General features: G+C 70.0%; 23 protein-coding genes. 18 read left to right on the forward strand and 5 right to left on the reverse strand.

The genetic code is table 11. The features are described 5' to 3' along the window. The first annotated feature begins 65 nt into the window (after positions 1-65). From ABT170_RS03590 to ABT170_RS03620, 7 genes are all read left to right on the forward strand, one after another. Complete coding sequence (locus tag ABT170_RS03590; RefSeq protein WP_329945930.1) at positions 66-1070, forward strand: ABC transporter permease; 1005 nt, start codon at positions 66-68, stop codon at positions 1068-1070. Between the two features lies 1 nt (position 1071). Further along, a complete protein-coding gene (locus ABT170_RS03595) occupies positions 1072-2034 on the forward strand; it encodes an ABC transporter permease (RefSeq protein ID WP_329945929.1) in 963 nt (320 codons plus the stop codon). 6 nt (positions 2035-2040) lie between these two features. Next, positions 2041-3033, forward strand: a complete 993-nt coding sequence (locus tag ABT170_RS03600) for an ABC transporter ATP-binding protein (RefSeq protein WP_351863771.1) — start codon at positions 2041-2043, stop codon at positions 3031-3033. After that, positions 3030-4202 carry an ABC transporter ATP-binding protein gene (locus ABT170_RS03605; RefSeq protein WP_351863774.1) on the forward strand — a complete coding sequence of 391 codons (1173 nt, stop codon included), beginning with the start codon at positions 3030-3032 and terminating at the stop codon, positions 4200-4202. The genes ABT170_RS03600 and ABT170_RS03605 overlap by 4 nt, the downstream gene beginning before the upstream one ends. Before the next feature lie 18 nt (positions 4203-4220). After that, on the forward strand, positions 4221-4889 hold the full coding sequence (locus ABT170_RS03610) for a trimeric intracellular cation channel family protein (RefSeq protein WP_329945926.1): 669 nt from the start codon (positions 4221-4223) through the stop codon (positions 4887-4889). A 53-nt stretch (positions 4890-4942) separates the two neighbouring features. Next, positions 4943-5818, forward strand: a complete 876-nt coding sequence (locus ABT170_RS03615) for a thioesterase family protein (RefSeq protein ID WP_329945925.1) — start codon at positions 4943-4945, stop codon at positions 5816-5818. 199 nt (positions 5819-6017) lie between these two features. Next, entirely contained in the window at positions 6018-7187 is a 1170-nt protein-coding gene (locus tag ABT170_RS03620) for a cysteine desulfurase family protein (protein ID WP_329945924.1), read from the forward strand. A 52-nt stretch (positions 7188-7239) separates the two neighbouring features. Here the strand turns inward: ABT170_RS03620 and ABT170_RS03625 are convergent, their stop codons facing one another. After that, the gene (locus tag ABT170_RS03625; RefSeq protein ID WP_329945923.1) at positions 7240-7953 is read right to left on the reverse strand and encodes an N-acetylmuramoyl-L-alanine amidase; all 714 of its coding nucleotides are present in this window, start codon (positions 7951-7953) and stop codon (positions 7240-7242) included. 61 nt (positions 7954-8014) lie between these two features. Here ABT170_RS03625 and mnmA point away from each other — a divergent pair, with 61 nt between their 5' ends. The 5 genes from mnmA (at position 8015) to ABT170_RS03650 (ending at position 15246) form a co-directional block, all read left to right on the forward strand. Further along, on the forward strand, positions 8015-9145 hold the full coding sequence (gene mnmA, locus ABT170_RS03630) for a tRNA 2-thiouridine(34) synthase MnmA (RefSeq protein WP_266924079.1): 1131 nt from the start codon (positions 8015-8017) through the stop codon (positions 9143-9145). A 115-nt stretch (positions 9146-9260) separates the two neighbouring features. Beyond that, positions 9261-10529: an AAA family ATPase gene (locus tag ABT170_RS03635; RefSeq protein ID WP_351863780.1), complete on the forward strand. Its 1269-nt coding sequence runs from the start codon at positions 9261-9263 to the stop codon at positions 10527-10529. Further along, on the forward strand, positions 10526-11356 hold the full coding sequence (locus tag ABT170_RS03640; RefSeq protein ID WP_351863783.1) for an RloB family protein: 831 nt from the start codon (positions 10526-10528) through the stop codon (positions 11354-11356). The genes ABT170_RS03635 and ABT170_RS03640 overlap by 4 nt, the downstream gene beginning before the upstream one ends. Before the next feature lie 109 nt (positions 11357-11465). Continuing rightward, positions 11466-14057 (forward strand): type I restriction-modification system subunit M, encoded by a 2592-nt coding sequence (locus tag ABT170_RS03645; protein ID WP_351863786.1) that lies wholly within the window; start codon positions 11466-11468, stop codon positions 14055-14057. A gap of 418 nt (positions 14058-14475) precedes the next feature. Continuing rightward, positions 14476-15246 carry a restriction endonuclease subunit S gene (locus tag ABT170_RS03650; protein WP_351863789.1) on the forward strand — a complete coding sequence of 257 codons (771 nt, stop codon included), beginning with the start codon at positions 14476-14478 and terminating at the stop codon, positions 15244-15246. A gap of 18 nt (positions 15247-15264) precedes the next feature. Here ABT170_RS03650 and ABT170_RS03655 read toward each other — a convergent pair whose 3' ends face one another. After that, positions 15265-15450, reverse strand: a complete 186-nt coding sequence (locus tag ABT170_RS03655) for a DUF397 domain-containing protein (protein WP_351863792.1) — start codon at positions 15448-15450, stop codon at positions 15265-15267. A gap of 12 nt (positions 15451-15462) precedes the next feature. After that, positions 15463-16317: a helix-turn-helix domain-containing protein gene (locus ABT170_RS03660; protein WP_351863794.1), complete on the reverse strand. Its 855-nt coding sequence runs from the start codon at positions 16315-16317 to the stop codon at positions 15463-15465. Between the two features lie 306 nt (positions 16318-16623). On the opposite strand from ABT170_RS03660, the gene ABT170_RS03665 reads away from it, so the two are divergent. The 3 genes from ABT170_RS03665 (at position 16624) to ABT170_RS03675 (ending at position 21602) form a co-directional block, all read left to right on the forward strand. Then, entirely contained in the window at positions 16624-17112 is a 489-nt protein-coding gene (locus tag ABT170_RS03665) for an ATP-binding protein (protein ID WP_351863797.1), read from the forward strand. Positions 17113-17239: 127 nt separating this feature from the next. Next, the gene (locus ABT170_RS03670) at positions 17240-20797 is read left to right on the forward strand and encodes a type I restriction endonuclease subunit R (RefSeq protein ID WP_351863800.1); all 3558 of its coding nucleotides are present in this window, start codon (positions 17240-17242) and stop codon (positions 20795-20797) included. Positions 20798-20867: 70 nt separating this feature from the next. After that, a complete protein-coding gene (locus ABT170_RS03675; protein ID WP_351863803.1) occupies positions 20868-21602 on the forward strand; it encodes a M48 family metallopeptidase in 735 nt (244 codons plus the stop codon). A 59-nt stretch (positions 21603-21661) separates the two neighbouring features. Here ABT170_RS03675 and ABT170_RS03680 read toward each other — a convergent pair whose 3' ends face one another. Together ABT170_RS03680 and ABT170_RS03685 are read right to left on the reverse strand one after the other, a co-directional pair. Beyond that, a complete protein-coding gene (locus ABT170_RS03680) occupies positions 21662-22462 on the reverse strand; it encodes an alpha/beta fold hydrolase (RefSeq protein ID WP_329945921.1) in 801 nt (266 codons plus the stop codon). Between the two features lie 177 nt (positions 22463-22639). Next, complete coding sequence (locus ABT170_RS03685; protein WP_329945920.1) at positions 22640-22975, reverse strand: DUF427 domain-containing protein; 336 nt, start codon at positions 22973-22975, stop codon at positions 22640-22642. Positions 22976-23052: 77 nt separating this feature from the next. Here ABT170_RS03685 and ABT170_RS03690 point away from each other — a divergent pair, with 77 nt between their 5' ends. Genes ABT170_RS03690 through ABT170_RS03700 form a run of 3 tightly spaced genes read left to right on the forward strand, consistent with a single transcriptional unit; the run spans position 23053 to position 25390 of the window. Continuing rightward, positions 23053-23592, forward strand: a complete 540-nt coding sequence (locus tag ABT170_RS03690) for an LOG family protein (RefSeq protein WP_329945919.1) — start codon at positions 23053-23055, stop codon at positions 23590-23592. 45 nt (positions 23593-23637) lie between these two features. Next, complete coding sequence (locus tag ABT170_RS03695; protein WP_266924103.1) at positions 23638-24327, forward strand: SDR family oxidoreductase; 690 nt, start codon at positions 23638-23640, stop codon at positions 24325-24327. A 37-nt stretch (positions 24328-24364) separates the two neighbouring features. After that, the gene (locus tag ABT170_RS03700; protein ID WP_329945918.1) at positions 24365-25390 is read left to right on the forward strand and encodes a methionine synthase; all 1026 of its coding nucleotides are present in this window, start codon (positions 24365-24367) and stop codon (positions 25388-25390) included. Positions 25391-25397: the final 7 nt, after the last annotated feature.

Consider the following 25397-nt stretch of genomic DNA (forward strand, 5'->3'; position numbering starts at 1 on the left):
CCGGCCACAGCAACCAGGTGGCCGGGCGGACCCGCATCGATGCACGTGAGAAAGGGGCATGCGGGGTGCTGCGACTCGTCGTAAGAAGACTTCTCCAGCTCATTCCCACCCTGCTCGGCCTGTCGGTCCTGCTGTTCCTCTGGCTGAACCGACTGCCCGGCGGACCCGCGTCAGCGATCCTGGGCGAGCGGGCGACCGAAGCCGAAGTAGCGAGAATCAACCGGGCACTCGGGCTCGACGAGCCGGTGCACGTCCAGTACTGGCGGTTCCTCAAGCGCATCTTCGAGCTCGACCTCGGAACCTCCACCCAGACCGGCCAGCCGGTGTGGGACGAATTCACCCTTCGCTTCCCGGCCACCGTGGAGCTCAGCGTCGCCGCGATCCTGATCGCCGTGGTCGTGGGCATCCCGATGGGCTACCTGGCGGCCAAGCACCGCGGCGGCTGGCTGGACGTCGCCTCCGTCTCCGGATCACTGCTCGGCATCTGCATCCCGGTCTTCTTCCTGGCGATGCTGCTGCGCGGGATCTTCTCCGTGGAGCTGGGCTGGTTCCCGAGCCAGGGCCGGCTCACCACCGGACTCAACGCCACCGACATCACCGGATTCTCCGTCCTGGACGGCCTGCTGACCGGTGAGTTCGACGCGAGCTGGGACGCGATCATGCACTTGATCCTGCCCGCCGTCGCGCTGGCCTCGATCCCGCTCGCCGTCATCGTCCGGATGACCCGCGCCAGCGTCCTGGAGGTGCTCGGCGAGGACTACATCCGCACCGCCGAGTCCAAGGGCCTGGACAAGCGCGTCGTGCGTGGCCGCCATGTGCTGCGCAACGCCCTGCTGCCCGTGATCACCGCGGTCGGCCTGCTGACCGGCAGCCTGCTGTCCGGTGCGGTGCTCACCGAGTCCGTCTTCGACTTCGGCGGCATCGGATCCTTCATCCGTACCGCGATCGACGGGCGCGACTACCCGGTGCTCGTCGGGTTCATTCTCTTCATCGCGATGGTGTACGTGCTGATCAACCTGCTGGTCGACCTCGCGTACAGCATCATCGACCCGAGAGTGCGGGTGCACTGACGTGACGATCCTGACCAACAAGGCAGACAAGATCGACCGTCTCGCCGAGCTGACCCAGAGCTCCGAGACGGTCGCCGGAACGAGCCTGTGGCGCGAGGCGTTCCGCCGGATGCGCTCCAGCAAGATGGCGATCATCGGCGCGGTGATCATCGCCGTGTTCGTCCTCGTCGCCGTCGTCGGGCCGATGCTGGCCCCGCACGGCGCCACCGCGCAGAACTGGCGCAGCGAGGTCTTCCCCAACCAGGGCAAGTTCGTCGGCATGCGCGGCGAGAACTGGTTCGGCCTGGATCACCTGGGACGGGACATGTTCTCCCGCTGGCTCGTCGGGGCCCGGCAGACGCTGCTCGTCGGTGTCGTCTCCATGCTCATCGGCCTGATCGTCGGCGCCGTGGTCGGTGTGCTCTCCGGAGCCGCCGCCACCCTCGGCGGCAAGGCCGGGCAGCGCGTCGACACCGTGATCATGCGCTGCACCGACATCATGCTGTCGCTGCCCTCGCTGCTGCTCGCCGTCTCCATCGCCGCCGTGCTCGGCCAGTCGCTGACCACCGTGATGATCGCCGTGGGTGTGGTCCAGATCCCCATCTTCGCCCGCCTGCTGCGCGGTTCGATGCTCGTCCAGGGCGGCGCCGACTACGTGCTCGCCGCGAAGGCGGTCGGCATCCGGCGCAAGCGGATCGTGCTCACCCAGATCCTGCCGAACTCGCTGAGCCCCGTGATCGTCCAGGCCACCCTGAGTCTGGCCACCGCGATCATCGAGGCCGCGGCCCTGTCCTACCTGGGGCTCGGCAACCCCGACCCGGCCGTTCCCGAGTGGGGCGTGATGCTCTCACAGGCGCAGCGCTTCTTCGACAACGAGCCGATGATGGCCGCCTATCCGGCCGTCGGGATCATCATCACCGCCCTCGGCTTCACCCTGCTCGGCGAGGCCATGCGCGAAGCCCTCGACCCGAAGTTGCGAGGCTGAAGTCCCATGTCACTGCTCTCCGTTGAGGAACTCAGCGTCACCTTCACCGCGCGTGGCCGCAAGGACGCCACGGCCGTGGACGGCGTCTCCTTCGAGGTCGACCAGGGCCGGGTCGTGGGCCTGGTCGGCGAGTCGGGCTGCGGCAAGTCCGTCACCTCGCTCGCCCTGATGGGCCTGCTGCCCCGCAAGGGCGTGCGCGTCGGCGGCCGTGCCGAGTTCGACGGCCAGAACCTGCTGACCATGAACGAGCGGCAGCTGCGCGACCTGCGCGGCAGCCGGCTCGCCATGATCTTCCAGGACCCGCTCTCCTCGCTGAACCCGGTCGTCCCGATCGGCATCCAGGTCACCGAGATCCTTCAGCGCCACCGCGGGCTGAAGGGCGAGAAGGCCCGCAAGGAGGCCGCGTCGCTGCTCGACCGGGTCGGCATCCCCGACCCGACGCGGCGGCTCAAGGAGTATCCGCACCAGCTCTCCGGCGGTATGCGCCAGCGGGCGCTGATCGCCATGGCGGTCGCCTGCGCCCCCCGGCTGCTGATCGCCGACGAGCCGACGACCGCCCTGGACGTGACCATCCAGGCGCAGATCCTGGAGCTCCTGAAGGAACTGGTCGACCAGGAGGGCACCGCCCTGCTGATGATCACGCACGACCTCGGTGTCGTCGCCGGACTCTGCGACGAGGTCAACGTCCTCTACGCCGGACGGGCGGTGGAATCGGCGGGCCGCCGCGAGCTGTTCGCCCACCCCACCCACCCGTACGCGCACGGGCTGCTCGGCTCCATCCCGCGGCTGGACGCGCCGCGCGGCGAGCCGCTCAACCCGATCCGCGGGTCCATCAACGACAAGATCGCCTGGGCCGACGGCTGCGCGTTCGCACCCCGGTGCGACCACTACACGATGGAGTGCCTCACCGGCACCCCCGAACTGACCGAACCACGCACGGCCGGACACCAGGTGCGCTGCGTCAACCCGGTCCTGCCCAAGGCGGAGGTCCCGGCATGAGCCTTCTCGAACTGGACGGCGTCAAAGTCCACTTCCCGGTCAAGAAGGGCCTCTTCTTCGACCGTACGGTGGGTCACGTCTACGCGGTCGACGGCGTCTCGCTGAGCGTCGAGGCCGGTCAGACGTACGGCCTGGTGGGCGAGTCGGGCTGCGGCAAGACGACGCTCGGCCGCGCGGTGCTGCGGCTGAACGACATCACCGAGGGCGGGGTCGTCTTCGACGGCACCGACCTGGCGAAGCTGCCGGCCGAGGAGATGCGGGCCTTCCGCCGCCGTCTCCAGATGGTCTTCCAGGACCCGCTGGGCAGCCTCAACCCCCGGCAGAACATCGAGTCCATCCTCGCCGAGGGCATGGCCGCCCACGGCATCGGCAAGGACCAGGCGGAGCGCCGGGAGAAGATCGAGTCCATCCTCGCCAGGGTCGGCCTGCCGTCCAACGCGATGTCCCGCTACCCGCACGAGTTCTCCGGCGGCCAGCGCCAGCGCATCGGCATCGCCCGCGCGCTGGTGCTGGAGCCGGACGTGATCATCTGCGACGAGCCGGTGTCCGCGCTCGACGTGTCGGTCCAGGCGCAGGTGATCAACCTGCTGGAGGAGCTCCAGGAGTCGCTGGGTCTGACCTACCTGGTCATCGCGCACGACCTCGCCGTGGTCCGGCACATCTCGGACGTCATCGGGGTGATGTACCTCGGCGGGCTCGTCGAGGAGGCCCCGAGCGACGCGCTGTACGCGGGGCCCCGGCACCCGTACACCAAGGCGCTGATGTCGGCGGTCCCGGTGCCCGACCCCGAGGTCGAGGACCGCCGCGAGCGGATCCTGCTCCACGGCGACCTGCCCTCCCCGGCGAACCCGCCGGCCGGCTGCCGGTTCCACACGCGCTGCCCGTGGGTGCAGGAGACCAAGTGCGCCACGGAGCGCCCGCCGCTGCTGGACACCGGCGACGGGCACAAGGTGGCCTGCCACTTCACGGCGGAGATCGAGGCCGGGACGGTCGAGCAGACCCTGGCCACGGGCATCGACGCGGTCACCGGCACGCAGACGGTGGCGGCCGAGGCGGTGGAGACCGCGGAGGGCGACGCGCCGGAGGCCCCCGAGGAGAAGCCCGCGAAGGTGCCGGGACAGGCCGAAGCGCCCGTCGCCGCACCGGCGGAGGACGGTCCGAAGGGGTAGTACCGGCACAATTGCCCGGTGCTCAACGAACTGTTCACGCCCTCCGTCCAGCATGCGCTCGACATCGCCGGGATCTTCGTCTTCGCGATCTCCGGCGCACTGCTCGCCGTACGCAAGAACTTCGATGTCTTCGGCATCGCGGTGCTCGCCGAGGTGACCGCGCTGGGCGGAGGGCTGTTCCGTGACGTGATGATCGGCGCGATCCCGCCGGCCGCCTTCACGGATCTCGGCTATTTCACGACGCCGCTGCTCGCCGCCGTGCTGGTGTTCTTCCTGCACCCCCACGTGGAGCGGATCCAGGTCGGCGTCAACGTCTTCGACGCGGCGGGGCTCGGCCTGTTCTGTGTCACCGGGACGGTCAAGGCGTACGACTACGGCCTCGGCCTCACCGCGTCGGCGGCCCTCGGCCTGGCCACCGCGGTCGGCGGCGGTGTGCTGCGGGACGTGCTGGCCAATGAGGTGCCCTCGCTGCTGCGCTGGGACCGGGACCTGTACGCGGTGCCCGCGATCGTCGGCGCCGCCATGGTCGTCCTGTGCATCCGCTTCGACATCCTCAACGCGTTCACCAGCGGTACCGCGGTGATCGCCGCGTTCGCCCTGAGGCTGCTGGCGATGCGCTTCCACTGGCGGGCCCCGCGCGCCTACAACCGGCGTTCGGCCACGGCCGAGGACGGCGGGGCGGGTTGACGGGAAGCTCAAAAGCTACCGCTCAGTAATGCGATCGGTGTACGGTGCATGGCATGGCACAGGCAGCAGCGCAGGCGGCGCAGAGCACGCGGACCACGCAGGCGACCATCGGGGACAGCGAGTTCGACCGCGACACCGCTGTCACGCTCCGCGAGGAAGGCGTCCACGACGCCGATCTCTCCGCGGGCTGGACCATCATGGGCGCCGTCAACGGCGGCTATCTGCTGGCCCTGCTCGGCCGTGCCCTGGGGGACGCGCTGCCGCACCCCGACCCGTTCTCGGTCTCCGCGCACTACCTCACCGCCTCCGTGCCCGGCCCCGCGGTGATCAGGACCCAGGTCGTCCGGGCCGGCCGCGGCCTCTCCACCGGTTCGGCCTCCCTCTTCCAGTTCGCGGACGACGGCACCGAGGTCGAGCGCATCCGGGTCCTGGCCACCTACGGCGACCTGGACGCCCTCACCGACGAGGTCCGTACGTCGGTCGAGCCGCCCGCCATGCCGCCCCGGGAGCACTGCCTCGGCCCGGCCGACGGCCCGGCCCCGATCCCCGGCAACTGGGCGATCACCGAGCGGCTCGACATGAGGCTCGACCCGGCGACGGTCGGCTGGGCCGTCGGCGCGCCGTCCGGCAGGGGCGAGATGCGCGGCTGGTTCGGCCTGGCGGACGGCCGTGACGCGGACCCGCTGTCCCTGCTGCTCACCGTCGACGCGCTGCCGCCGACCTCGTTCGAGCTGGGCCTGAAGGGCTGGACCCCGACCGTCGAGCTCACCGCCCACATCCGCTGCCGCCCGGCCCCGGGCCCGCTGCGGGTCTCCATCACCACGCGCAACCTCGCCGGGGGCTTCCTGGAGGAGGACGCGGAGGTCTGGGACAGCGCGGACCGCCTGGTCGCCCAGTCCCGCCAGCTGGCGAAGGCCCCGCGCGGCTGAGGCGGCGTGCCGCTGCGGGGGCCGGGGCCCGATCCGGCGGCCGACGCGGGCGGACGTGATCCCTCCGGGCATCACCGGAGTACATCCCTCCGGGCAGTGCCCGCGGACCGCTCGCACACCGTCCGCGGACCGTGCGTGGACGCCGGTGTGCGACGCACCGGCGTCCGTCCCGCCGGGGGCTCGTAGAATCGAGCCCACCATGGCCTACCTCGACCACGCAGCGACCACTCCGATGCTTCCGGAGGCGATCGCGGCGATGACCGCCCAGCTCGCCGTCACCGGCAACGCGTCCTCCCTGCACGCCGCCGGGCGCCGGGCCCGCCGTACCGTCGAGGAGTCCAGAGAGACCCTCGCCGACGCCCTCGGCGCACGCCCCAGCGAGGTGGTCCTCACCTCCGGCGGCACCGAGGCCGACAATCTCGCGGTGAAGGGCCTCTACTGGGCCCGCCGCGACGCCGACCCCCGGCGCACGAGGGTCCTCGCCGGCCCCGTCGAGCACCACGCCGTCCTGGACGCCGTCGACTGGCTCGCCGAGCACGAGGGGGCGACCGTCGAATACCTCCCCGTCGACCGCCACGGGCGGGTGCACCCCGAGGACCTGCGCGAGGCCGTTCTGCGCAACCCGGACGACATCGCGATGATCACCGTGATGTGGGCCAACAACGAGATCGGCACCGTCATGCCGGTACGCGAACTGGCTTCCATCGCCCGCGAGTTCGGCATCCCCATGCACGCCGACGCGGTACAGGCCTTCGGCCAGCTGGAGGTCGACTTCGCACGGTCCGGGCTGTCCGCGATGACCGTCAGCGGGCACAAGATCGGCGGCCCGTTCGGGATCGGCGCGCTGCTCCTGGGCCGCGAATACACCCCCGTACCCGTGCTGCACGGGGGCGGGCAGGAGCGCCATGTGCGCTCCGGCACCCTGGACGTGCCCGCCGTCGCCGCGTTCGCCGTCGCCGGCCGGCTCGCGGCCGAGCGGCGCGAGGACTTCGCGCACCGTGTCGGCGCGCTCCGGGACGACCTGATCACCGCCGTGCGCCGGGCCGTTCCGGACGCCGTCCTCGGCGGCGACCCGGACCCGGGCGGGCGCCTGCCGGCCAACGCCCACTTCGGCTTCCCCGGCTGCGAGGGCGACTCGCTCCTGCTGCTGCTGGACGCTCAGGGCATCGAGTGCTCCACCGGTTCGGCCTGCACCGCCGGGATCGCCCAGCCCAGTCACGTCCTGCTGGCCACCGGCACCGACCCCGACCTGGCCCGGGGCACCCTGCGCTTCTCGCTCGGCCACACCACCGCACGGCAGGACGTCGAGGACCTCGCACGCGCCATCGGCCCGGCGGTGGAGCGCGCCAGGACCGCCGGACTCAGCTGAGGCCCGGGGCCGCTGCGAGGCCCTGAGCCCCGGGGCCGCTACGAGGACCGGATCACGCGGCCCCGGAGCCCGAGGGCTTCGCGGGCTCCGCCGGCCTCGTCGTCGCGGCCCGCCGCACCAGCTTCAGATAGCGGTCCCAGTCCCAGTGCGGACCGGGGTCGGTGTGGTCCGTGCCGGGCACCTCCACATGCCCGATGATGTGCTCGCGGTCCAGGGGGATGCCGTACCGCCCGCATATCGCGGCCGTCAGCCGCGCCGACGACTCGTACATCTCCTTGGTGAGGTCCCCGGGGCGGTCCACGAAGCCCTCGTGCTCGATGCCGACGCTGCGTTCGTTGTACGACCGGTTCCCCGCGTGGTACGCCACGTCCAGCTCACGGATCATCTGCGCCACATGTCCGTCCTTGCGCACCACGTAGTGCGAGGCGGCCCCATGGGCGGGGTCCTGGAAGACCCGGACCGCGCTGGCGAAGCTGCCCTGGGTCACATGGATGACCACGCGGTCGATGCCGTAGTCGTCGGGGCGGTCCGCGCGCCGCCAGTTCGCCTCCGAGGCCGCGACCCACTGGGCGCCCGCGTAGTCCAGCTCGCCCGGCCTGCGGGGCTTCTCCACGCCGGGCACCCGCCACCAGACGTGCCTGAGTTCGTCACGGGCCAGCACGACGGCACCCGTCGCCGTCACACCGCCGCCGATCAGCAGGGCGCGCCTGCTGATGCCGGGCGCCGGCCTCTTCCGCGAAGCCCGGCCGTTTCCCTTGGTCCCCATGTGAGCGACAACGCATATCCGCGAGCGTTCGGTTCCCGGCGACCCGTACCCTGGAGAGGCTATGACCCATACTTCCCAGCGCCCCCTCCGAGTGCTCGCCGCGATGTCGGGCGGTGTGGACTCCGCCGTCGCCGCGGCCCGCGCCGCCGAGGCGGGCCACGACGTGACCGGTGTCCACCTCGCCCTGTCCGCGAACCCGCAGTCCTTCCGTACCGGGGCGCGCGGCTGTTGCACGATCGAGGACTCCCGCGACGCCCGCCGCGCGGCGGACGTCATCGGCATCCCCTTCTACGTCTGGGACCTGGCGGAGCGCTTCCGCGAGGACGTCGTGGAGGACTTCGTCGCGGAGTACGAGGCCGGCCGCACCCCCAACCCGTGCCTGCGCTGCAACGAGAAGATCAAGTTCGCCGCGCTGCTCGACAAGGCTCTCGCGCTCGGCTTCGACGCCGTGTGCACCGGCCACTACGCCACGGTCGTGCTCACCGAGGACGGCAGCCGCGAGCTGCACCGCGCCTCCGACATGGCCAAGGACCAGAGCTACGTCCTCGGCGTCCTGGACGAGAAGCAGCTCGCCCACGCGATGTTCCCGCTCGGCGACACCCTCACCACCAAGGACGAGATCCGGGCCGAGGCCGAGGCCCGGGGCCTCGCCGTCGCCAAGAAGCCCGACAGCCACGACATCTGCTTCATCGCCGACGGCGACACCCAGGGCTTCCTGGCCGACCGCCTCGGCGGCAGGGCAGAGGGCGACATCCTCGACGAGTCCGGTACGAAGCTGGGCACCCACGACGGCGCCTTCGGCTTCACCATCGGCCAGCGCAAGGGCCTGCGGATCGGCCGCCCCGCGGCAGACGGCAAGCCGCGCTACGTCCTGGACATCTCCCCGGTGAACAACACCGTCACCGTCGGCCCGGTCGAGGCCCTCGACGTGACCTCGCTGACCGCCATCAAGCCCCGCTGGTGCGGCACGCCCCCGGTGGGCCCCGGCACCTACACCGCCCAGCTCCGCGCCCACGGCGGCGAGACCGAGGCCGGCGCCGAGCTCGTGGACGGCACGCTGCACGTCACCTTCACCGAGCCGGTACGGGGCGTGGCCCCCGGCCAGGCCGTCGTGCTGTACGACGGCACCCGGGTGGTCGGCTCGGCCACGATCGCGACGACGGCGCGGCGCGAGACGGTGGTAGCGGGCTGACCCGTCTGCAGGGCTGGCACCGGTCGGACAGGCGTCATAGGCTGCACCTGCGGATCGTCCGCAGGTGGTGTACGTACGACGGGGTCCGCCTCCCCGTCCTGCCGGGAGGCCGAGGGTGCTGCTGCGTTTCCGGGTGGCCAATCACCGCTCGATCCGTGATGAGTGCGAGCTGTCGCTCATCGGACGGGATCACGGTGGCGGCAACGCCCGAGTGACCGGACTCCGCCATGACGGGCACGACGTGTCCGCTCTGCCGGTCCTGGGCATCTTCGGTTCCAACGCTGCGGGCAAGAGCAACATGCTGAGCGCGCTGTCCGACATGCGTCACGCGGTCCGCACATCGTTCGCCGACTGGACGAAGCTGCCCGGTGTGCCCCGCGAGCCCTTCAAGCTCGACCCCGCGTGCGCGGAGGAGACCAGTCTGTACGAGGTCGACCTCTCCCTCGGCCGCAGCGGTACCCGCTTCACCTACGGCTTCGAGCTCTCGGACGAGCGCGTCGAGGCCGAATGGCTGCACGCCTACCCCGGGGGCGAGCGGGAGACCTGGTTCGACCGGGAAGCGGGCCGTCCCGATGAGGAGGGCGGGGAGTTCGTCTTCGAGGGCGAGGGCTTCAAGGGCAATCGCGAGCTCCTGGTGTCCGTCACCCGCGAGGACGCCCTGTTCCTGTCCACCGCCGCCACGCTGAACGATCCCCAACTCTCCGCCCTGCACCGGTGGTTCCTGGACAACCTGTGGCTCGTGACGCCCGGCGAGGACGTCGGGCACCGCACCAGGTGGACCCTCGACCTCATCGAGCAGAACGCGAAGGACGGATACCGCGAGCGGGTCCTGCATCTGCTGGCCGCCGCCGATCTCGGCGTCACCGGCATGGAAGTCGACCCGGATACCGGGGCGGTCAGGCTGCGGCACCGCACGGGGGACGGAACCGATACCCCGCTGGACTTCCTGACCGAGGAGTCTTTCGGCACGCACGCCTGGTTCGCCTTCCTCGGGCCGATGTTCACCGTGCTCGACAAGGGGGCGGTGCTGCTCGTGGACGAGCTGGATTCCTCCTTGCACCCGACGCTGGCGGCTGAGGTCGTGCGGATCTTCCAGGACCCGAAGGCCAACCCGCGCAACGCGCAGCTGATCTTCACCACGCACGACGCCACCCTCCTCGGCAGTGAGGTGCTGGACCGGCCGCTCGGCCTCGACCAGGTCTGGATCGCGGCCAAGGGCCGGTCGGGTGCGACGGAGATCTATCCGCTGACCGCCGCCCACCCGAAGGACGGCGAGAACCTGGAGCGCGGCTATCTGCGCGGGCGCTACGGCGGGGTACCCCGAGTCAGCGCGGGGGAGATCGCCCGCGAACTGTCCTGGCAGGAGGAGAAGGCAACAGCGTGAGTACGTGGGGCGGGCAGCAGGTACAGCACGACCACCAGGGGCAGACGGACGAGCAGCCCCGGCGGAAGCGTAAGAGCCGCAAGGGCGAGGAGAAGCCGCTGGTGGCCCCCGCGCCACCGCTACCGGCCGATACGCGGGCGCAACGGGTGCTGTACGTCGGCTGCGAGGGCGAGTCCACCGAGCCGGACTACCTCAACTACCTCAACGAACGCTTCGGGGACGGCAGCGTCACCGGCGGACGACGGTTCCGTATCCAGCCGGTGTACGCCAAGAACGGACTGACACCGGCCAGAGTGGTCGCCCAGGTTCAGGCCAAGGCGGAGGAGGACGAGGCCTGGGCCCTTTTCGACCGTGACCAGCACCACGACATCCCCGAGGCCCTGGATCTGGCGGCCGAGCAGGGCACCGAGGTCTGCTTCTCGCACCCGTCGTTCGACCTGTGGCTGCTGCTCCACTTCCAGGCGTTCGGTGGCAGGCGCAGCGGCAGCAGCGAACACGTGGTGGAAACGCTGCGGCAGGCGGACCCGGCGTTCAAGAACTTCGACAAACGGAACGACAAGAGCGTCAAGGACGGGCGTCGCGCGGCGTTGACGAAGAAGGAGTCCGCCGCCGTCAGCCATGCGCGGGGCCTGGTCGCCCAGTGCGAGCATGGCGCATGCAAGGCAAAGTCCACCCGGAAGGACCGCCACCAGTGGGAGGGCGCTCCGGAGCGCCCCGATCCACTGATCCCGCACTCGGGCCACGCCGACGACTGCCCGGTCCTCGACCGTGACCCGTCCACCGATGTCTGGCGGCTGCTGGTGAGTCTCGAAATCGTGGACGCCTGATCGCGCGGGAGCCCGCCCGATCCGGCCATCGGTCCGCGTCGCATCCGCGGGACGTCTACGCTTCCCTGAGCACTCCGATCCGCTCACCGTACGTACGAAGGAATGGCGCGTGGCCAGAATCACCCTGCCCGAGCTCGAACGGCACCTGTATTCGGCCGCCGACATCCTGCGTGGTCGGATGGACGCCTCCGAGTACCGGGACTACATCTTCGGGATGCTCTTCCTCAAGCGCGCCTCGGACGAGTTCCAGCCCGAGTGGGACCGCGTGTACCGGGAGGCCCTGGACCGGACGAAGGACGAGACGAAGGCGCTGAAGCGGGCCAACGACCCGGACTCGTACACCCAGGTCTTCTACGTACCGCCCCGGGCGCGCTGGTGGAAGGGACCCCACCGCGACCTGGAGGCCCCGAACAATCCCGCGCCCGGTATCCAGACCCTCACCAGCCAGGTCGGCGAGCGGCTCGACCAGGCGATGGTGGCGCTCAGTGAGGGCAACGAGCGTCTCGCCGGTGTGACCACGCACATCAGCTTCAACGAGGTCGTCGGCACGAAGCCCCGTTTCACCGACGCCGAACTGTCCCAGCTGATCCGCCACTTCACGCTCTACCGGCTGCGCAACGAGGACTTCGAGTTCCCCGACATGCTGGGCGCGGCCTACGAGTTCCTGCTGGGGGAGTTCGCCGACTCGGCCGGGCAGAAGGGCGGGGAGTTCTACACCCCGCGCGCTGTCGTACGCATGATGGTCCGGCTCGTCGACCCGAAGGCCCAGGAGTCCGTCTACGACCCGTGCGCCGGCTCCGGCGGCATGCTGATCGCGGCCCGCGAGCATGTGGAGGAGCACGGCGAGGACCCGACGCATCTCTCGGTCAACGGGCAGGACAAGAACGGCCCCTCCTGGTCCATGGCCAGCATGAACATGGTGCTGCACGGCATCCGGGAGTTCGACCTCCAGCACGGTGACACCCTCACCGAACCGCTGCACTTTCAGCCGGGCACCACGCGACTGCGCCGGTTCACCAAGGTCCTCTCCAACCCGCCGTTCTCCCTGAACTACGACGCCTCCCTGGTCAGGAAGGCCGATGAGGACCACGGGAAGCGGATGAAGCACTGGGCGCCGGAGGGCGGCAAGAAGGCCGACCTCATGTTTGTCCAGCACATGGTGGCCGTGCTGGAGGAGGAGGGCGTGGCGGCGATCGTCATGCCGCACGGGGTGCTGTTCCGGGGCGGCAAGGAACGTGACATCCGCGAGCAGCTCCTCAAGGACGACTGCATCGACGCGGTCATCGGCCTCGGCCCGAACCTGTTCTACGGGACGGGCATCCCGGCCTGCGTGCTGGTGCTCCGCCGCCCGCACCGCAAACACAAGGACCGGACGGGCAAGGTCCTGTTCATCAACGCCGACCGGGACTTCACGGTGGGCCGGAACCAGAACGAACTCCGCCCGGAGCACGTCGAGAAGATCGTCACCACGTACCAGCAGTGGCGCCAGATCCCCCGGTACTCGCGTGCGGTCGAGGTCGAGGACCTGCGGGCTGCCGAGGCCAACCTCAACATCCGCCGTTGGGTGGACAACTCGCCGCCCGCCGAACCTCAGGACGTACGAGCGCACCTGTACGGCGGCGTACCGGTGACCGAGGTCGCGGACCGGGCCGAGCTGTTCCGCTCGTTCGGCGTGGACGCGACGGAGCTGTTCGCCGTACGGGACACCGACCCGGACTACTACGACTTCCTGCCGGAGGGCCCCGACGCGACGGCGGCCCGCATCCCGTGGCTGGCGGAGAAGAAGAAGTCGGAGCTGGACGAGGTGTACGGCGCATGGTGGAAGGCCCACGCACCGCTCTTCGCGGGGCTGGCGGCCGACCGTGAGCTGATGAAGCTGCGGAGTGGGCTGCTGGACTCGTTCAAGCGGGACATCGGCGCCGTCGGCGTGATCGACGAGTTCACCACGGCCGGCATCATCGCGGACTGGTGGGCCACCAACCGCTACGACATGAAGGCGCTGGCGGCGGGCGGGTTCGAGCGGGTGCTGACCGGCTGGGTCGACTCGGTCGAGGCGATCGTCGAGCCGGTGATCCCTGACGATGACAGTGTGACCCGTAGGACGACGGTCACGGCGGTCGACCGCCGTCGCGCCATGGACCAGCCCGTCGTGCGTGTGTTGATCCCGGAGTTCTTGGACGCGGTGACGGCGGCGGACAAGGCGGTCGCCGAGGCGGATGTGGCGTACAAGACGGCGTTGGAGGCGCTGGCCGAGGCGGAGGGGCCGGAGCCGGCGGAGGGGGGCGAGGACGCGGAGGGGGCGGACGGCGCCGAGCCGGAGGAGGACGCCGCTCCGGTGGCCTCGCCGGAGAAGATCGCCGCGCTGGCCCGGGACGCTGCGGCCCGCAAGAAGGCCCTGGCAGCGGTCAGGAAGAAGCGGAAGTCTCTGGACGACACGTTCCTGCCCCAGCTCCGCGCCGCGCGGGACGTGGCGAAGGACGCGGAGGAGGGCGGCCCGGAGTGGGTGGTGCTGGAGGTCCTGGACGCGGACCTGTCCGGTCGCCTGGACTCGGCGGCGGCTGGGCGGAGGCGCGAGCTGGTGGCGGCGTTCCGGAACTGGGTGGGCAAGTACGCGGTGTCGCTGACGGACCTGGAAGCGGAGAGCGGCGAGGCCGCGGGTGAGCTGCGGAAGTGGCTGGGGGAGCTGGGTTATGCGCGCTGACGAAGGCTCAGGGAACCTCCGAAGTGCGTCACTCGGGAGTGTGTTGAAGCAACGCCCGCAGAATGGGTACTCGCCGCACGAAACGCCGGAGTGGACCGGACTCCAAGCTTTGGGGCTTGGCTGCCTGGGAAACAACGGGTTCTTGCCAAGCCAGTTGAAGAACGTTCCGGATACACCACTTGCTCGTCGTTCTCAGCTGGAGAATGGCGACTTGCTGATGAGCCGAGCCAATACGCGAGAGCTCGTTGGTCTCGTGGGGCGGTACTCGGACACCGGCGCCGCGTGCATCTATCCCGATCTCATGATGCGGTTGCGTCCCGATCCACGCAGGTGCCTGCCTGAGTACCTGGAGTTGGTGCTGAGGTCGGAGCCAGTGCGTCGGGCGGTGCGCGGTGGTGCGCGAGGGACCAGCGACAGCATGGTGAAGGTAAACGCGTCGCTTGTTGAGGCACTTCGGATTCCGCTGCCTGATATCGAACAGCAGCGCCGGATCGTCGCTGTGCACGCTGCTTTCGAGCGGCGGATCGGGGCTCTCCAGAAGCAGGCGGACAAGCGCACCGCCCTGCTTTCCGGACTGGCTGAGTCACTTTTCAAGCAGCGAGTGGACCAGCTTGTAGAGCTGGGTAGCGTGTCTGCGGAGCGCCAATCAGGCGTCACGCTCGGAGCGCACAGGGTGCCTCGACGCAACGCCGTGGGCTACTTGCGCGTGGCGAACGTACGCAAGGGTTGGATCGATGCTGACGACATTGCTGTTCTGGAGGCTCAGGAGCGTGATCGTCCTCGTTACGAGCTGGCCAAGGGGGATGTGCTCGTTGTGGAGGGGCACGCGAATCCCGAACAGATCGGAAGAGCTGCAGTCGTTGACGAAACGACGAGTGGGCTGCTCTACCAGAACCACCTTTTCCGTCTCAGGTTCGACGATGTGATTCCCGAGTTCGCTGCGCTGTGGCTCAACGCCTCGGTGGTCCGTAGCTACTGGCGTGCACGTTGCACGACTAGCTCCGGCCTGTACACGATCAACTCGAAGCTCCTCGCTAGGGTGCCCTTTCCTCAAGTCGGCCTTGAGGAGCAGCGCCAGATCACCGAGGCGTGTCGAGTTGCCAGCCGCTCTGTTGAGAGCGCGAAGCAGCAGATCGGCAAAATTCGGATGCTGCAGGCCTCCGTGGTCGAGGACCTGTTGTCCGGTTGACAAAGGTCCAGTGACGTGTCAGGTGGTCCCGCTTCTGACTGCGAGCACGAGAGCGCGCAGCGCGGACTGGCTAGTTATCAGGAGGACACCGGGGTTGTCGCTCTCCCGAAGCGCCACGCCATCGCCCTCCACCGCGGCAACCTCAACGCAGTTGTTCCCCCCTGCGTCGGAGAACGACGACTTCACCCAGTGCAGGTCGGACACGTGAGGCACCTCTTACAGCTCCTTGGCGACGGAGTGGATAAAGCCCTTGGACTCGGAAGGAGTCAACGCCACCTTTTCGACCAAGTCCAGCTTGGTGCGGAAGTTGGCCAGCTGTGTGGGGGAGTCGATGAACACCGCCCCGGTCGGTGAGTCCATCTGCACTGTGTCCAGATGCTGATTGGGAGCCTCCGCGTACAGGACGGAGGAGTCACCGAGGAGTGGGTAGCCGCCCGCCGTGAACGGGATGACCTGAAGCGTTACGTTGGTGCGTTCGCTGGCATCCAACAGGTGCAGCAGTTGGGCGCGTGCAGCACTGCGGCCACCGAGTTGCATCCTGATTGCGGCTTCGTGGATCACGCCGGAGTACGGGATCCCGTGGTCCCCCGTGATCACGGACTGGCGGGCCAAGCGGTGCGCCACCCGTAGTTCGACTTCGAGGCGTGGTAGCGACGGGACGAAGAGTTCGAAGATGGCGCGTGCGTGGTCTTCGGTGTGGAACAGGCCGGGCAGATGCGCTGTTTGGACCGTGCGCAGGCGAACGGCGTAGTTCTCCAAGGCTGACACATCCAGAAAGCCTGGCGGGATCTTGCCTCGGTACTCCTCCCACCAGCCTGTCCTGCGCCCACCTGTCAGCCCCGCCAGTGCGTCGATCAGATCTGGTTCGTCGCATTCGTAGATGGTGCCCAGGCGTTGCAGGCGCTCCTCGCTGATACCGAACCGCCCGGCCTCCACATTGGAGATGACCGTCCGATCGGTCCCCAATAGGCCCGCGGCCTGTGGGGCCGTCATGCCAGCTGCTTCTCGGAGCCGCCGCAACTCGATGCCGAATCGGCGCTGAAGGATGTTGGGGGCATGTCGTGGTGCCATGTGTCGTCCTCGTTCTCTACTGGGCCCGCGCACAGTGTTTCCGGCGGAAAGGCAGCGGTCCACCGAAACCGGGAAGTTAACACTTCGGAGTGACTTGGTAGCACCGTTATGGGTTCGACCTCTACTCTCTGGTGAGTGCCACTTGCTCACCGTTATCCACGGAAGCGCACCGATCCCTCTGCCCACCCGGGAGGCAGGCCCCGGACCGGCAATGCCACCGTCACTCGCGGCGGACCAACCGCAACCACACCTGGCGCACGCCCGCTTCACCCACCCACCCACTCGCACGCACCCCAGGAGGTGCCCGTGAGGACCGAGCCCACCCCCTACGCCCCGCGAGCCCCGTACGACGACACCCCGTACGTACTCCACCCCGTCCCCATCCCCTTCGCCGACCCCTGGTGCTACGAGCTCGTCTTCCCCCGCGACCCGCGCGGTCCCCGCATCGCCCGCACCACCCTCCGGGCCGTCCTCGGCGCCCATGAACTGGCCGAACTCAGCTACCGCGCCGAGCTGTTGACCTCCGAGCTGACCACCAACTCCGTGCGGTACGCCCAGGGCCCTGCCGGTGTACGGCTCCAGTGGCGGCACCCCGTGCTCAGGATCAGCGTTTGGGATCTCAGCCCGGACCTGCCCAAGCCCTACGCGCCACCCGCCGGGCCGGACGCGGAAGCCGGCCGGGGCATGGCCATCCTCGAACTCGTCGCCGATCGCTGGGGCGGATGTGCCATAGGGGAAGGGGAATTGGGCTCGGGCGGCAAGACCATCTGGTTCGAGCTGGCGCTCACGACCTGACCGCCGCCGCTGCTCGGCTGCCCTGCCCTCCGCCCCTGGTCGATCCGGTGCCCGCCGGTAGAGTTCCACGTACACCCATACGGGTGCGGGTGGGACGTACGGTGACGGGCACGCGGGGAGACCAGGCATGGGGCAGCCGGAGTACGACAAGACCGAGAAGCCGCTGACCAGGCAGCTGACCGCCATGGGGTGGACGCACCTCGAAGGCGGCCCGCCGCGCGGCACGGCCGCCGAACCGGGCTCTTCCGGGCGTCAGAGCTTCCAGGATGTCGTCTACGCGCAACGGTTCCGGGCCGCAGTGGCCCGGATCAACCCCGGCCCCCATGGAAAGACCTGGCTCTCCGACGCCCAGCTGGATCACCTCCTCGCCCGGGTCCAGGGCACGGCGCCGGGATTCGGAAGCCCGGGAAGAGGCGTCGCGGGCAACCTGGACGTGACCGACCTTCTGCGCAAGGGGATCCCCTCCCGGACCGTCCCCGGCTGGTCCAAGGGCAAGCCCGAACACATCAAGCTCGTCGACTGGGACGGTGAGTTCGAGAACGGCAACGACTTCCTCGCCGTCTCGCAGTTCCGGGTGGAACGCAAGAACGCCGCATCCGTCGTCCCGGACATCGTCCTGTTCGTCAACGGTCTGCCCTGGGTCGTCATCGAGTGCAAGGCCCCCCTGGTGTCCGCCCGGAAGGAACAGCGCGCGGCGCTGGACGCGGCCGTCGAGCAGGTCATCGGCTACGCGGGCGTGGACGCGCCGGCGCCCGTCGCGGAGTTCGTACGCTTTGCCCAGGTGCTGATCGGGACGGACCGGGACCACGCCGAGCTCGGCACCGTCACCGCCGACTCGCTGCGCTTCGCGCCCTGGCGGACCACCCTGCCCGCCACCGAGGAGCAGGTACGCGAGGAGACCGGCAAGAGCATCGGCACCGTGCTGAGCGACCAGGAGATTCTGGTGGCCGGTGTGCTGAGACCGGCACATCTGCTGTCCCTGGTCCGGGACTTCACCACCCAGGCCGGGAGCGGCCAGCGTACCGTCAAGATCATTGGCCGCTACCCGCAGTTCAAGGCCGTGCACAAACTGGCCCAGCGCCTGCTGGAACGGCGCAGGAAGATCGACGCCGGTGAGCCGGTCGACCAGCGGGGCGGAGTCGTCTGGCACACCCAGGGCTCAGGGAAGAGCCTCACCATGGCCTTCCTCGTACGCCATCTCCGCAGTACACCCGCTCTCAGGGAACACAAGGTCGTCGTGGTGACGGACCGGCTCGACCTGGAGAAGCAGATCCGGGGGAGCCTCGCCGCGAGCAACCAGAAGATCTACCGGGCCTCCAGCGTGGCGCAGGCGCGCGGCTACCTCGCGGTGCCCGTGCCCGACCTCGTACTCGTCACCCTGCAGAAGGCGCGCAGGGACGACTCGGAGTACGACGGCCGCGAGGAGAAACTTCCTGGAGGGGACGACGGCGAAGGCCATCTGTACAACCGCGTTCAGAACCCGAGCCCGGACATCGTCGTCCTGATCGACGAGGCCCACAGGGGCCAGGACCGGTGGCAGCACGCGCGACTGCGGGCCATGCTGCCGAACGCCATGATGGTCGGCTTCACCGGAACCCCGATCCTCAGTGGCGACCGGAAGACCACCGAGGACATCTTCGGCCCCTTCGCCGACCTCTACACCCTGCGCGACGCCGAGCGGGACGGTGCCGTGGTTCCGGTGCGCTACGAGGCGTACAGCGTCCCGCTGGAAGTGATCGAAAAGGCGGCGCTGGACGCCGAGTTCGACGAGAAGGTGCCTGCCGACCCCAAGAAGCGCGAGCGCGTCCTGGAGAAGTTCGCACGGCGCAAGGAGATCCTCGAAGCGCCCTCCGTGATCGAGGCGAAGGCCGACTACATGCTGCGGCACTGGGCGCGGAACGCGCTGCCCGACCGCTTCGGTGCCCAGCTCGCTGCTGTTTCCCGGCTTGCGGCGGTCCGGTACAGGGACGCCCTCATAGCGGCACGGAACCGCCTGGTGGAGCAGATCGACGCTCTCGACCCGGAACTCATCCACGATCCGATGGCAGCCTTCGAGGCCGAAGGGGAGGAACGTGAGCTGCTGGACCTGGTCGCTCACCGGGACCTGCTCAGGTCCATCGAAGCCGCCGTGGTGATCTCCGAGGCCCAGCCGAACAGTGGGCGCAAGGACCCCGAGGCATGGAAGTGCTGGACCTCGAAGTCCCTGCAGGACGACTACATCGAGCGCTTCCAGAAGGGCATCGGCGACCCGCTCGCCGCTGCCGAGGACCCCGCGTGGAAGGTGTCCGCCCACGGGACCTCGGCTTCCGGACTGGGCACGCCCGGCGGAATGGGGGAGGTCTGGCACCCGGACAGCCGGCAGCCGGATCCGTCGGTGGCCGAGCAGGAGGAACCGGGCGAGGCGCCCATGGCCTTCCTGGTCGTGCAGTCGATGCTGCTCACCGGCTTCGACGCCCCCGTCGAGCAGGTGCTCTACCTCGACCGGGCGCTGTCCGGCGCGGGGCTGCTCCAAGCCGTCGCCCGCACCAACCGCCCGTACCGGGACAAGCGTTGGGGCCAGGTCGTCGACTTCGTCGGGATCGGCCCGGAACTCGCCCGCTCGCTCGGGGAGTACGACAAGGCGCACCTGCGCGAGCTGTACGGCTACGACACGTCCGTCGACCACCTCGACAAGAAGACGTTCACGGGCAATCAGCCGGTCCGGGACCGCCTGCTGCTCCAGGCCGACGCCGCTGCCGACGCCCTGCTCGCAGATCTGAGCACGCGCATCTCCGAATTCCTGGAACGGGAGGGGATCACCTCCCTCAAGGCGGAGGAACAGCGGGAGGACCTGTTGGCGGCCCTTGAGGACCCCTTGCTGCGCGCCGATTTCGACGAGCTCGCGCGGGACTTCCTCACCGCCCTCAACGCCGTGCTGCCACGACCTGAGGCCTTGAAGTACGAGGCGTTCGCCGGGCTACTCGGCGAGGTTCAGTACCTGGCACGTCGCCGCTACCTCGACGGGCGTGACGACTTCAGCCCGCGCCGCTACGGTGCCAAGATCAGGCAGCTGATGGCACGGCATCTGAACGTGACGAACATTGAGCAGCGAGTGCCTCCCATCGAGCTCACTGCCGCGGATTTCATGGAGCGGGTCAACGCCAACAGCGACCCGCGTGCCCGGGTCTCCTACATGACCGGTTCGGTCAAGGTGCGCATCGCGGCGGAGATCGGCTCCGACCGGGCCCGCTACACCCGCTTCAGCCGACGTCTCGACGAGATCGTGCAGCAGATGCAGGACGACTTCGAGAAGGCCGCCGTCGAGCTCACCCAGCTGGTCGGCGACATGAACACGAACGAGGCCGAGGACACCGGTACCGGCAGCGGACTCGACCCGTTGACCGAGCGGCCGGTCCACGGACTGCTCGTGCAGGAGTTGGAGGAAGGCGCGCTGACCCCGCCGGGTGCTGACCTGATGGCAGCCGCCCGTGCCCTCACCGTGGAGATCGCCGGACATGTGCGCTCACCGGACATCGTGCACCTGATGGACACCAGGGACCGGGTCCGCAAGCATCTTCGTGTCAGTCTGGAGACGCACGTCTCCCTGGACTGGGAGGACACCGGCCCGCTCGCCGGGCTCCTGGTGGAGCTGGCGGTCGAGCGCCGCGACGACTTCCTTCGGTACGGGGGACGGACCGAGAACTGAACAGCGGGTGGGGCGGGCCCGGGGAGCCCCGGGCCCGGGGAGCCCCGGGCCCGGGTGGTAGGAATGCCCGGTGAGTACTCCCGTCCAGCAGGCGATCGCAGCGCTTCCCGTGCCGGGGGAGTGGGCGTGGCAGGTCGTCGTCCGGCCCCGGCGGCGCACCCTCGGTATCGAGGTGGCCGACGACGGCGGCGTGCTGTTCGCCGTGCCGCCGGATGCCGACCCGGCCGCCGTCGCCGACGCCGTACGGTCGCGGCTGCCACGGCTCGCGCTCGAAGTGCGGCGCAGGCGGAACCGGCCGCCTGAACCGGTCAAGGAACTCGTCGGGGGCACCAGTTTCGCCTATCTGGGCCGCCGTCACCGGCTCAAGCTCGTACCGGCGGGTGAAGGGCGTCGCGTGCGGTTGTACCGGGGCTGGCTGGAGCTGCCCCGGCCAAAGACGCCGGACGAGGGTGCTCGCCTGATCGCTCAGTGGTATCAAGCCTGTGGCACCCGCTGGCTCATCGGTCGGCTGCCGTCGTACGCGTCGCGGGTCGGGCTGCCGCCCCCTCCTGTCGAGGTCTGTGACCTCGGCCGGCGCTGGGGGGCACTGGACCCGGACGGTTCCATCAGGGTGCACTGGGCGGTACTGCAACTGCCGACATCACTGGTGGACCTGGTCCTCGTTCACGAACTCTGCCATGCGCGGGTCGCCGGGCACGGTGCGGCGTTCCGCCGACAGGTGCGACGGGTGCTTCCCGACGCCGAAACACGCGAGAGGCAGTTCGCCGAGGCGGATCCCGAGCTGTGGCGTGGGGCGATTCGGTGACGTCGGTCAGCTGAAGCCGTCTCGAACCGGGCGAGAGAGCGCCGAAAAGCCTGTACGGGCTACGCCGCCCGGCAGGCGTACACGTCCTTGGCGAAGAAGGCCGCCAGCACCGGGGCGATCACCTGGGGAGCCACCTCGCGCGTCTGGCCCGTCAGGGTGCGGTGGCGGGCGCGTGGCAGTGCGTCCGCGAGGCCGCGGGCCGTGTCGCGGGCCTGGAGGGGGCTGAAGCCGCCGACGACGACCATCGTGCGTGCGGTGACGGACGCCAGCCGCTCGGCCGGGAGCGCGCCGTTGCCCAGGACCGCGTCGTCGTACGCGAGGGTGTGCGCCACCGACTCCAGGCCGGGCCACATCGGTGCCCGCCGCATCCGGGCGATCATCCCGGGCGTGACGCCGGTCGTGGACAGGTGCAGCTCCACGGCTCCGCCGAGATCCCCGGCGGACAGTAACCGGTGCAGCCGGTCCGTGTGGCGGGCCTTGTGCACCAGGCCGGACGGGCCCGGGGTGTACGGGGGTTCGTAGACCGCGAGCAGATCCACCGGCAGCCCCGCCGCCTGTGCCTCCAGGGCCAGGGCGCCGCCGGACAGCATGCCGAAGACGGAGACCCGCTCGCCCACCGCGCCCGCGACCGCGGCCAGGTCCTCGGTCTCCCGCCGCACCGCGTACCGGCCGCCGTCGCCACTGGCGCCCCGGCCCCGGCGGTCGTACGTGACGACGGTGAAGCGCGGTGCCAGCAGGGCCGCGAGGGGCGCCTCGGTGGCCGCCGTGCTCAGCGCCCCGCCCACCAGGACGACGGGGGGCCCGTCGCCCTGGCGGCGGTAGGCGATCGGGGTGCCGTCGGCGGAGAGAGTCTTGTCCATGTGACGGCTGACTCCGGCGGCGCCGAGAACTCATCGCCGCCGCCGGAGAATTTCCGGGGGAGTCTGCCAGGGCCCTCCGGTGCGGCTTTCCTGACGCTCCCGCCGGCCCTGTTCGCGGGCCGGCCTCCGGCCACGGGGTCGCCGGTGGCCGGGGCCCCCGTCGGCGTCCCCGGGCTGCTACCCGGTCACCCGCTCGGTCGCGTAGAAGCAGAAGTGGTCCTTGATCGCGGCGACTTCGGGCCTCGGGTCGGGGTAGGCCCAGACGAGATCGGCGGCACCCGGCACCGACCAGTAGGCGGCGTCGCCCTTGAACGGGCAGTGGGTGCTGGTCTCCGAGGCCGTGAGCAGCTCGGTGCGGACGTCCTGGGGCGGCAGGTAGTAGCGGACCGGGCAGCCCGTCTCGCGCAGCACGAGCGGGCGGCGGCTCTCGGCCAGCACCCGTCCGTCGTGCACCGCCCGGACGTGCTCGGTGCCCGGCTCGACGGTGATGCGGTGTCCTGGAGTGGAAGTCATGCCCGTTGCAGCGGTCCGGTGGCCCGAATTCTTCCCCGGGTCGGTGGGCTGTCAGTGGCGGATCGTACGGTGGCTGCATGAACATCTGTGTCTTTCTCTCCGCCGCCGACCTCGACGACCGCTACACCGTGCCCGCCAGGGAGTTCGCCGAACTGCTCGGCAGAGGAGGCCACACGCTGGTCTGGGGCGGTTCGGAGAGCGGGCTGATGAAGGTCGTCGCCGACGGGGTCCAGGAGGCGGGCGGGCGGCTCGTCGGCGTGTCGGTGGACTTCCTGGCCGACCGCGCCCGGACGAACGCCGACGAGATGGTGATCGCCCGCGATCTGGCCGAGCGCAAGGCGCTGCTCCTGGCGAAGGCCGACGCGGTCGTGATCATGGTCGGGGGGACCGGGACGCTCGACGAGGCCACCGAGATCCTGGAGCTCAAGAAGCACGGCAAGCACGCCAAGCCGATCGTCCTGCTGAACACGGCGGGCTTCTACGACGGTCTGCGCCAGCAGTTCCAGCGCATGGAGGACGAGGGCTTCCTGCCGCTTCCCCTCACCGACCTGGTCTTCTTCGCCAAGGACGGTGTCGGCGCGCTCGCCTACCTGGAGGAGTCCGCCGGGCAGCGGTGACGGGCCGCCCCGGTGCGCCGGGCCCGGTGATGGGAGGATCGGCACATGTCTACCCACCTCATCACCGGTGCCGGCTCCGGCATCGGAGCAGCCGTCGCCCGCCGTCTCCTGGAACGCGGTGACGAGATCGTCCTGCTGGCCCGGGACGCGGGCCGGGCGAAGGAACTCGCCGGACTGCACCCCGGAGCCCGTACGCTGGTCGGCGACCTCGGCAACCCGGACCGGCTCTCCTGGGCGTTCGGCCAGCAGACGGTGCCCGAGCGGATCGACTCGCTGCTGCACATCGCCGGAGTCGTGGAACTCGGCCGTGTGGGCGAGCTCACCCCCAAGGCCTGGCACTTCCAGCTCAACGCCAACCTCGTCGCCCCCGCCGAGATCACCCGCCTCCTGCTGCCGCAACTGCGCGTCGCCCAGGGCCATGTGGTCTTCGTGAACTCGGGCGCCGGGCTCCAGGCGCACGCCGAGTGGGGCGCGTACGCCGCGAGCAAGCACGGCCTGAAGGCCCTCGCCGACTCGCTGCGCCACGAGGAGCACGGCAACGGGGTCCGGGTCACCTCCGTCTACCCCGGGCGCACCGCCAGCCCCATGCAGGCCAAGGTGCACCAGCAGGAGGGCAAGGAGTACGACGCCACCCGCTGGATCGACCCGGAGTCCGTGGCCACCACGATCCTGATGGCGCTCGACCTCCCGCGCGACGCCGAGGTCAACGACCTCACCGTCCGCCCCGGACGCTGAGAGCCGGCCTGTCGCCCCGCACCCGTAGGCTTCCCGGGTGAGCGAGAAGAGCAAGTTCAGCGGGTGTCCGGCGACCGGGGTCGGGTCCATGCCCGGGGGAGACGCGCGGGAGGCGGCGAAGACCGTCACCGGTTCCTTCGCGGACGGTCAGGGGATGCCGCATCTGGCGGAGCTGCCGGCCCGCGGTCCGGGCGCCGACATGATCGGGCGGACCATCGGGATGCTCGTCGAGATGTACGGCCATGTCGAGCCGAGCGGCTGGCGGATCAGCGACCGGCCCGGCCGTGACACCAAGCGGGCCCGGTCCTGGCTCGGTGAGGACCTGGACGCCCTGGAGGAGTTCACCCAGGGCTACGAGGGGCTGCTCAAGGTGCAGGCCGTCGGTCCGTGGTCCCTGGCGGCGGCCCTGGAGCTGCGGGGCGGCGAGGCCATGCTCGGTGACCCCGGCGCCTGCCGCGACCTGGCCGGTTCGCTGGCCGAGGGGCTGCGCGCGCACCTGGCCGACGTACGCCGCCGGGTGCCCGGAGCCCAGGTCGTGCTCCAGCTCGACGAACCGTCCCTGACCGCCGTACTGCTGGGGCGGGTCCGGTCCGCGAGCGGCTACCGCACCTACCGGGCCGTGGACCGCCAGGTCGTCGAGGCCACCCTGCGCGAGGTGCTCGCCGTCCGCGGCGACGGGCCGGGGATCGTCCACTCCTGCGCCCCCGAGGTGCCGTTCGCGCTGCTGCGCCGGGCCGGTGCCGACGGGATCTCCTTCGATTTCTCCCTGCTCACCGAGCGTGAGGAGGAGACGATCGGGGAAGCGGTCGAGGGCGGCACCCAGCTGTTCCTCGGAGTGGTGCCCGGCACCGATGCGGCCTCGGCCGGATTGTCGGACCCGGGCGGTAGCGTCATGGGGGTCAGGACGCTGTGGAGCAGGTTGGGGCTGAATCCGGGGACTCTCACCCAGTCCGTCGTGATCACTCCGTCGTGCGGGCTCGCGGGGGCATCCCCCGCGTACGCCCGCGCCGCGCTCGCCCACTGCGCCAGGGCGGCGAGATCGCTCGCAGACAACCCTGAGTGATGGGGAC

The organism is Streptomyces sp. NPDC001787 (assembly GCF_040297465.1).
Lineage (GTDB): Bacteria > Actinomycetota > Actinomycetes > Streptomycetales > Streptomycetaceae > Streptomyces.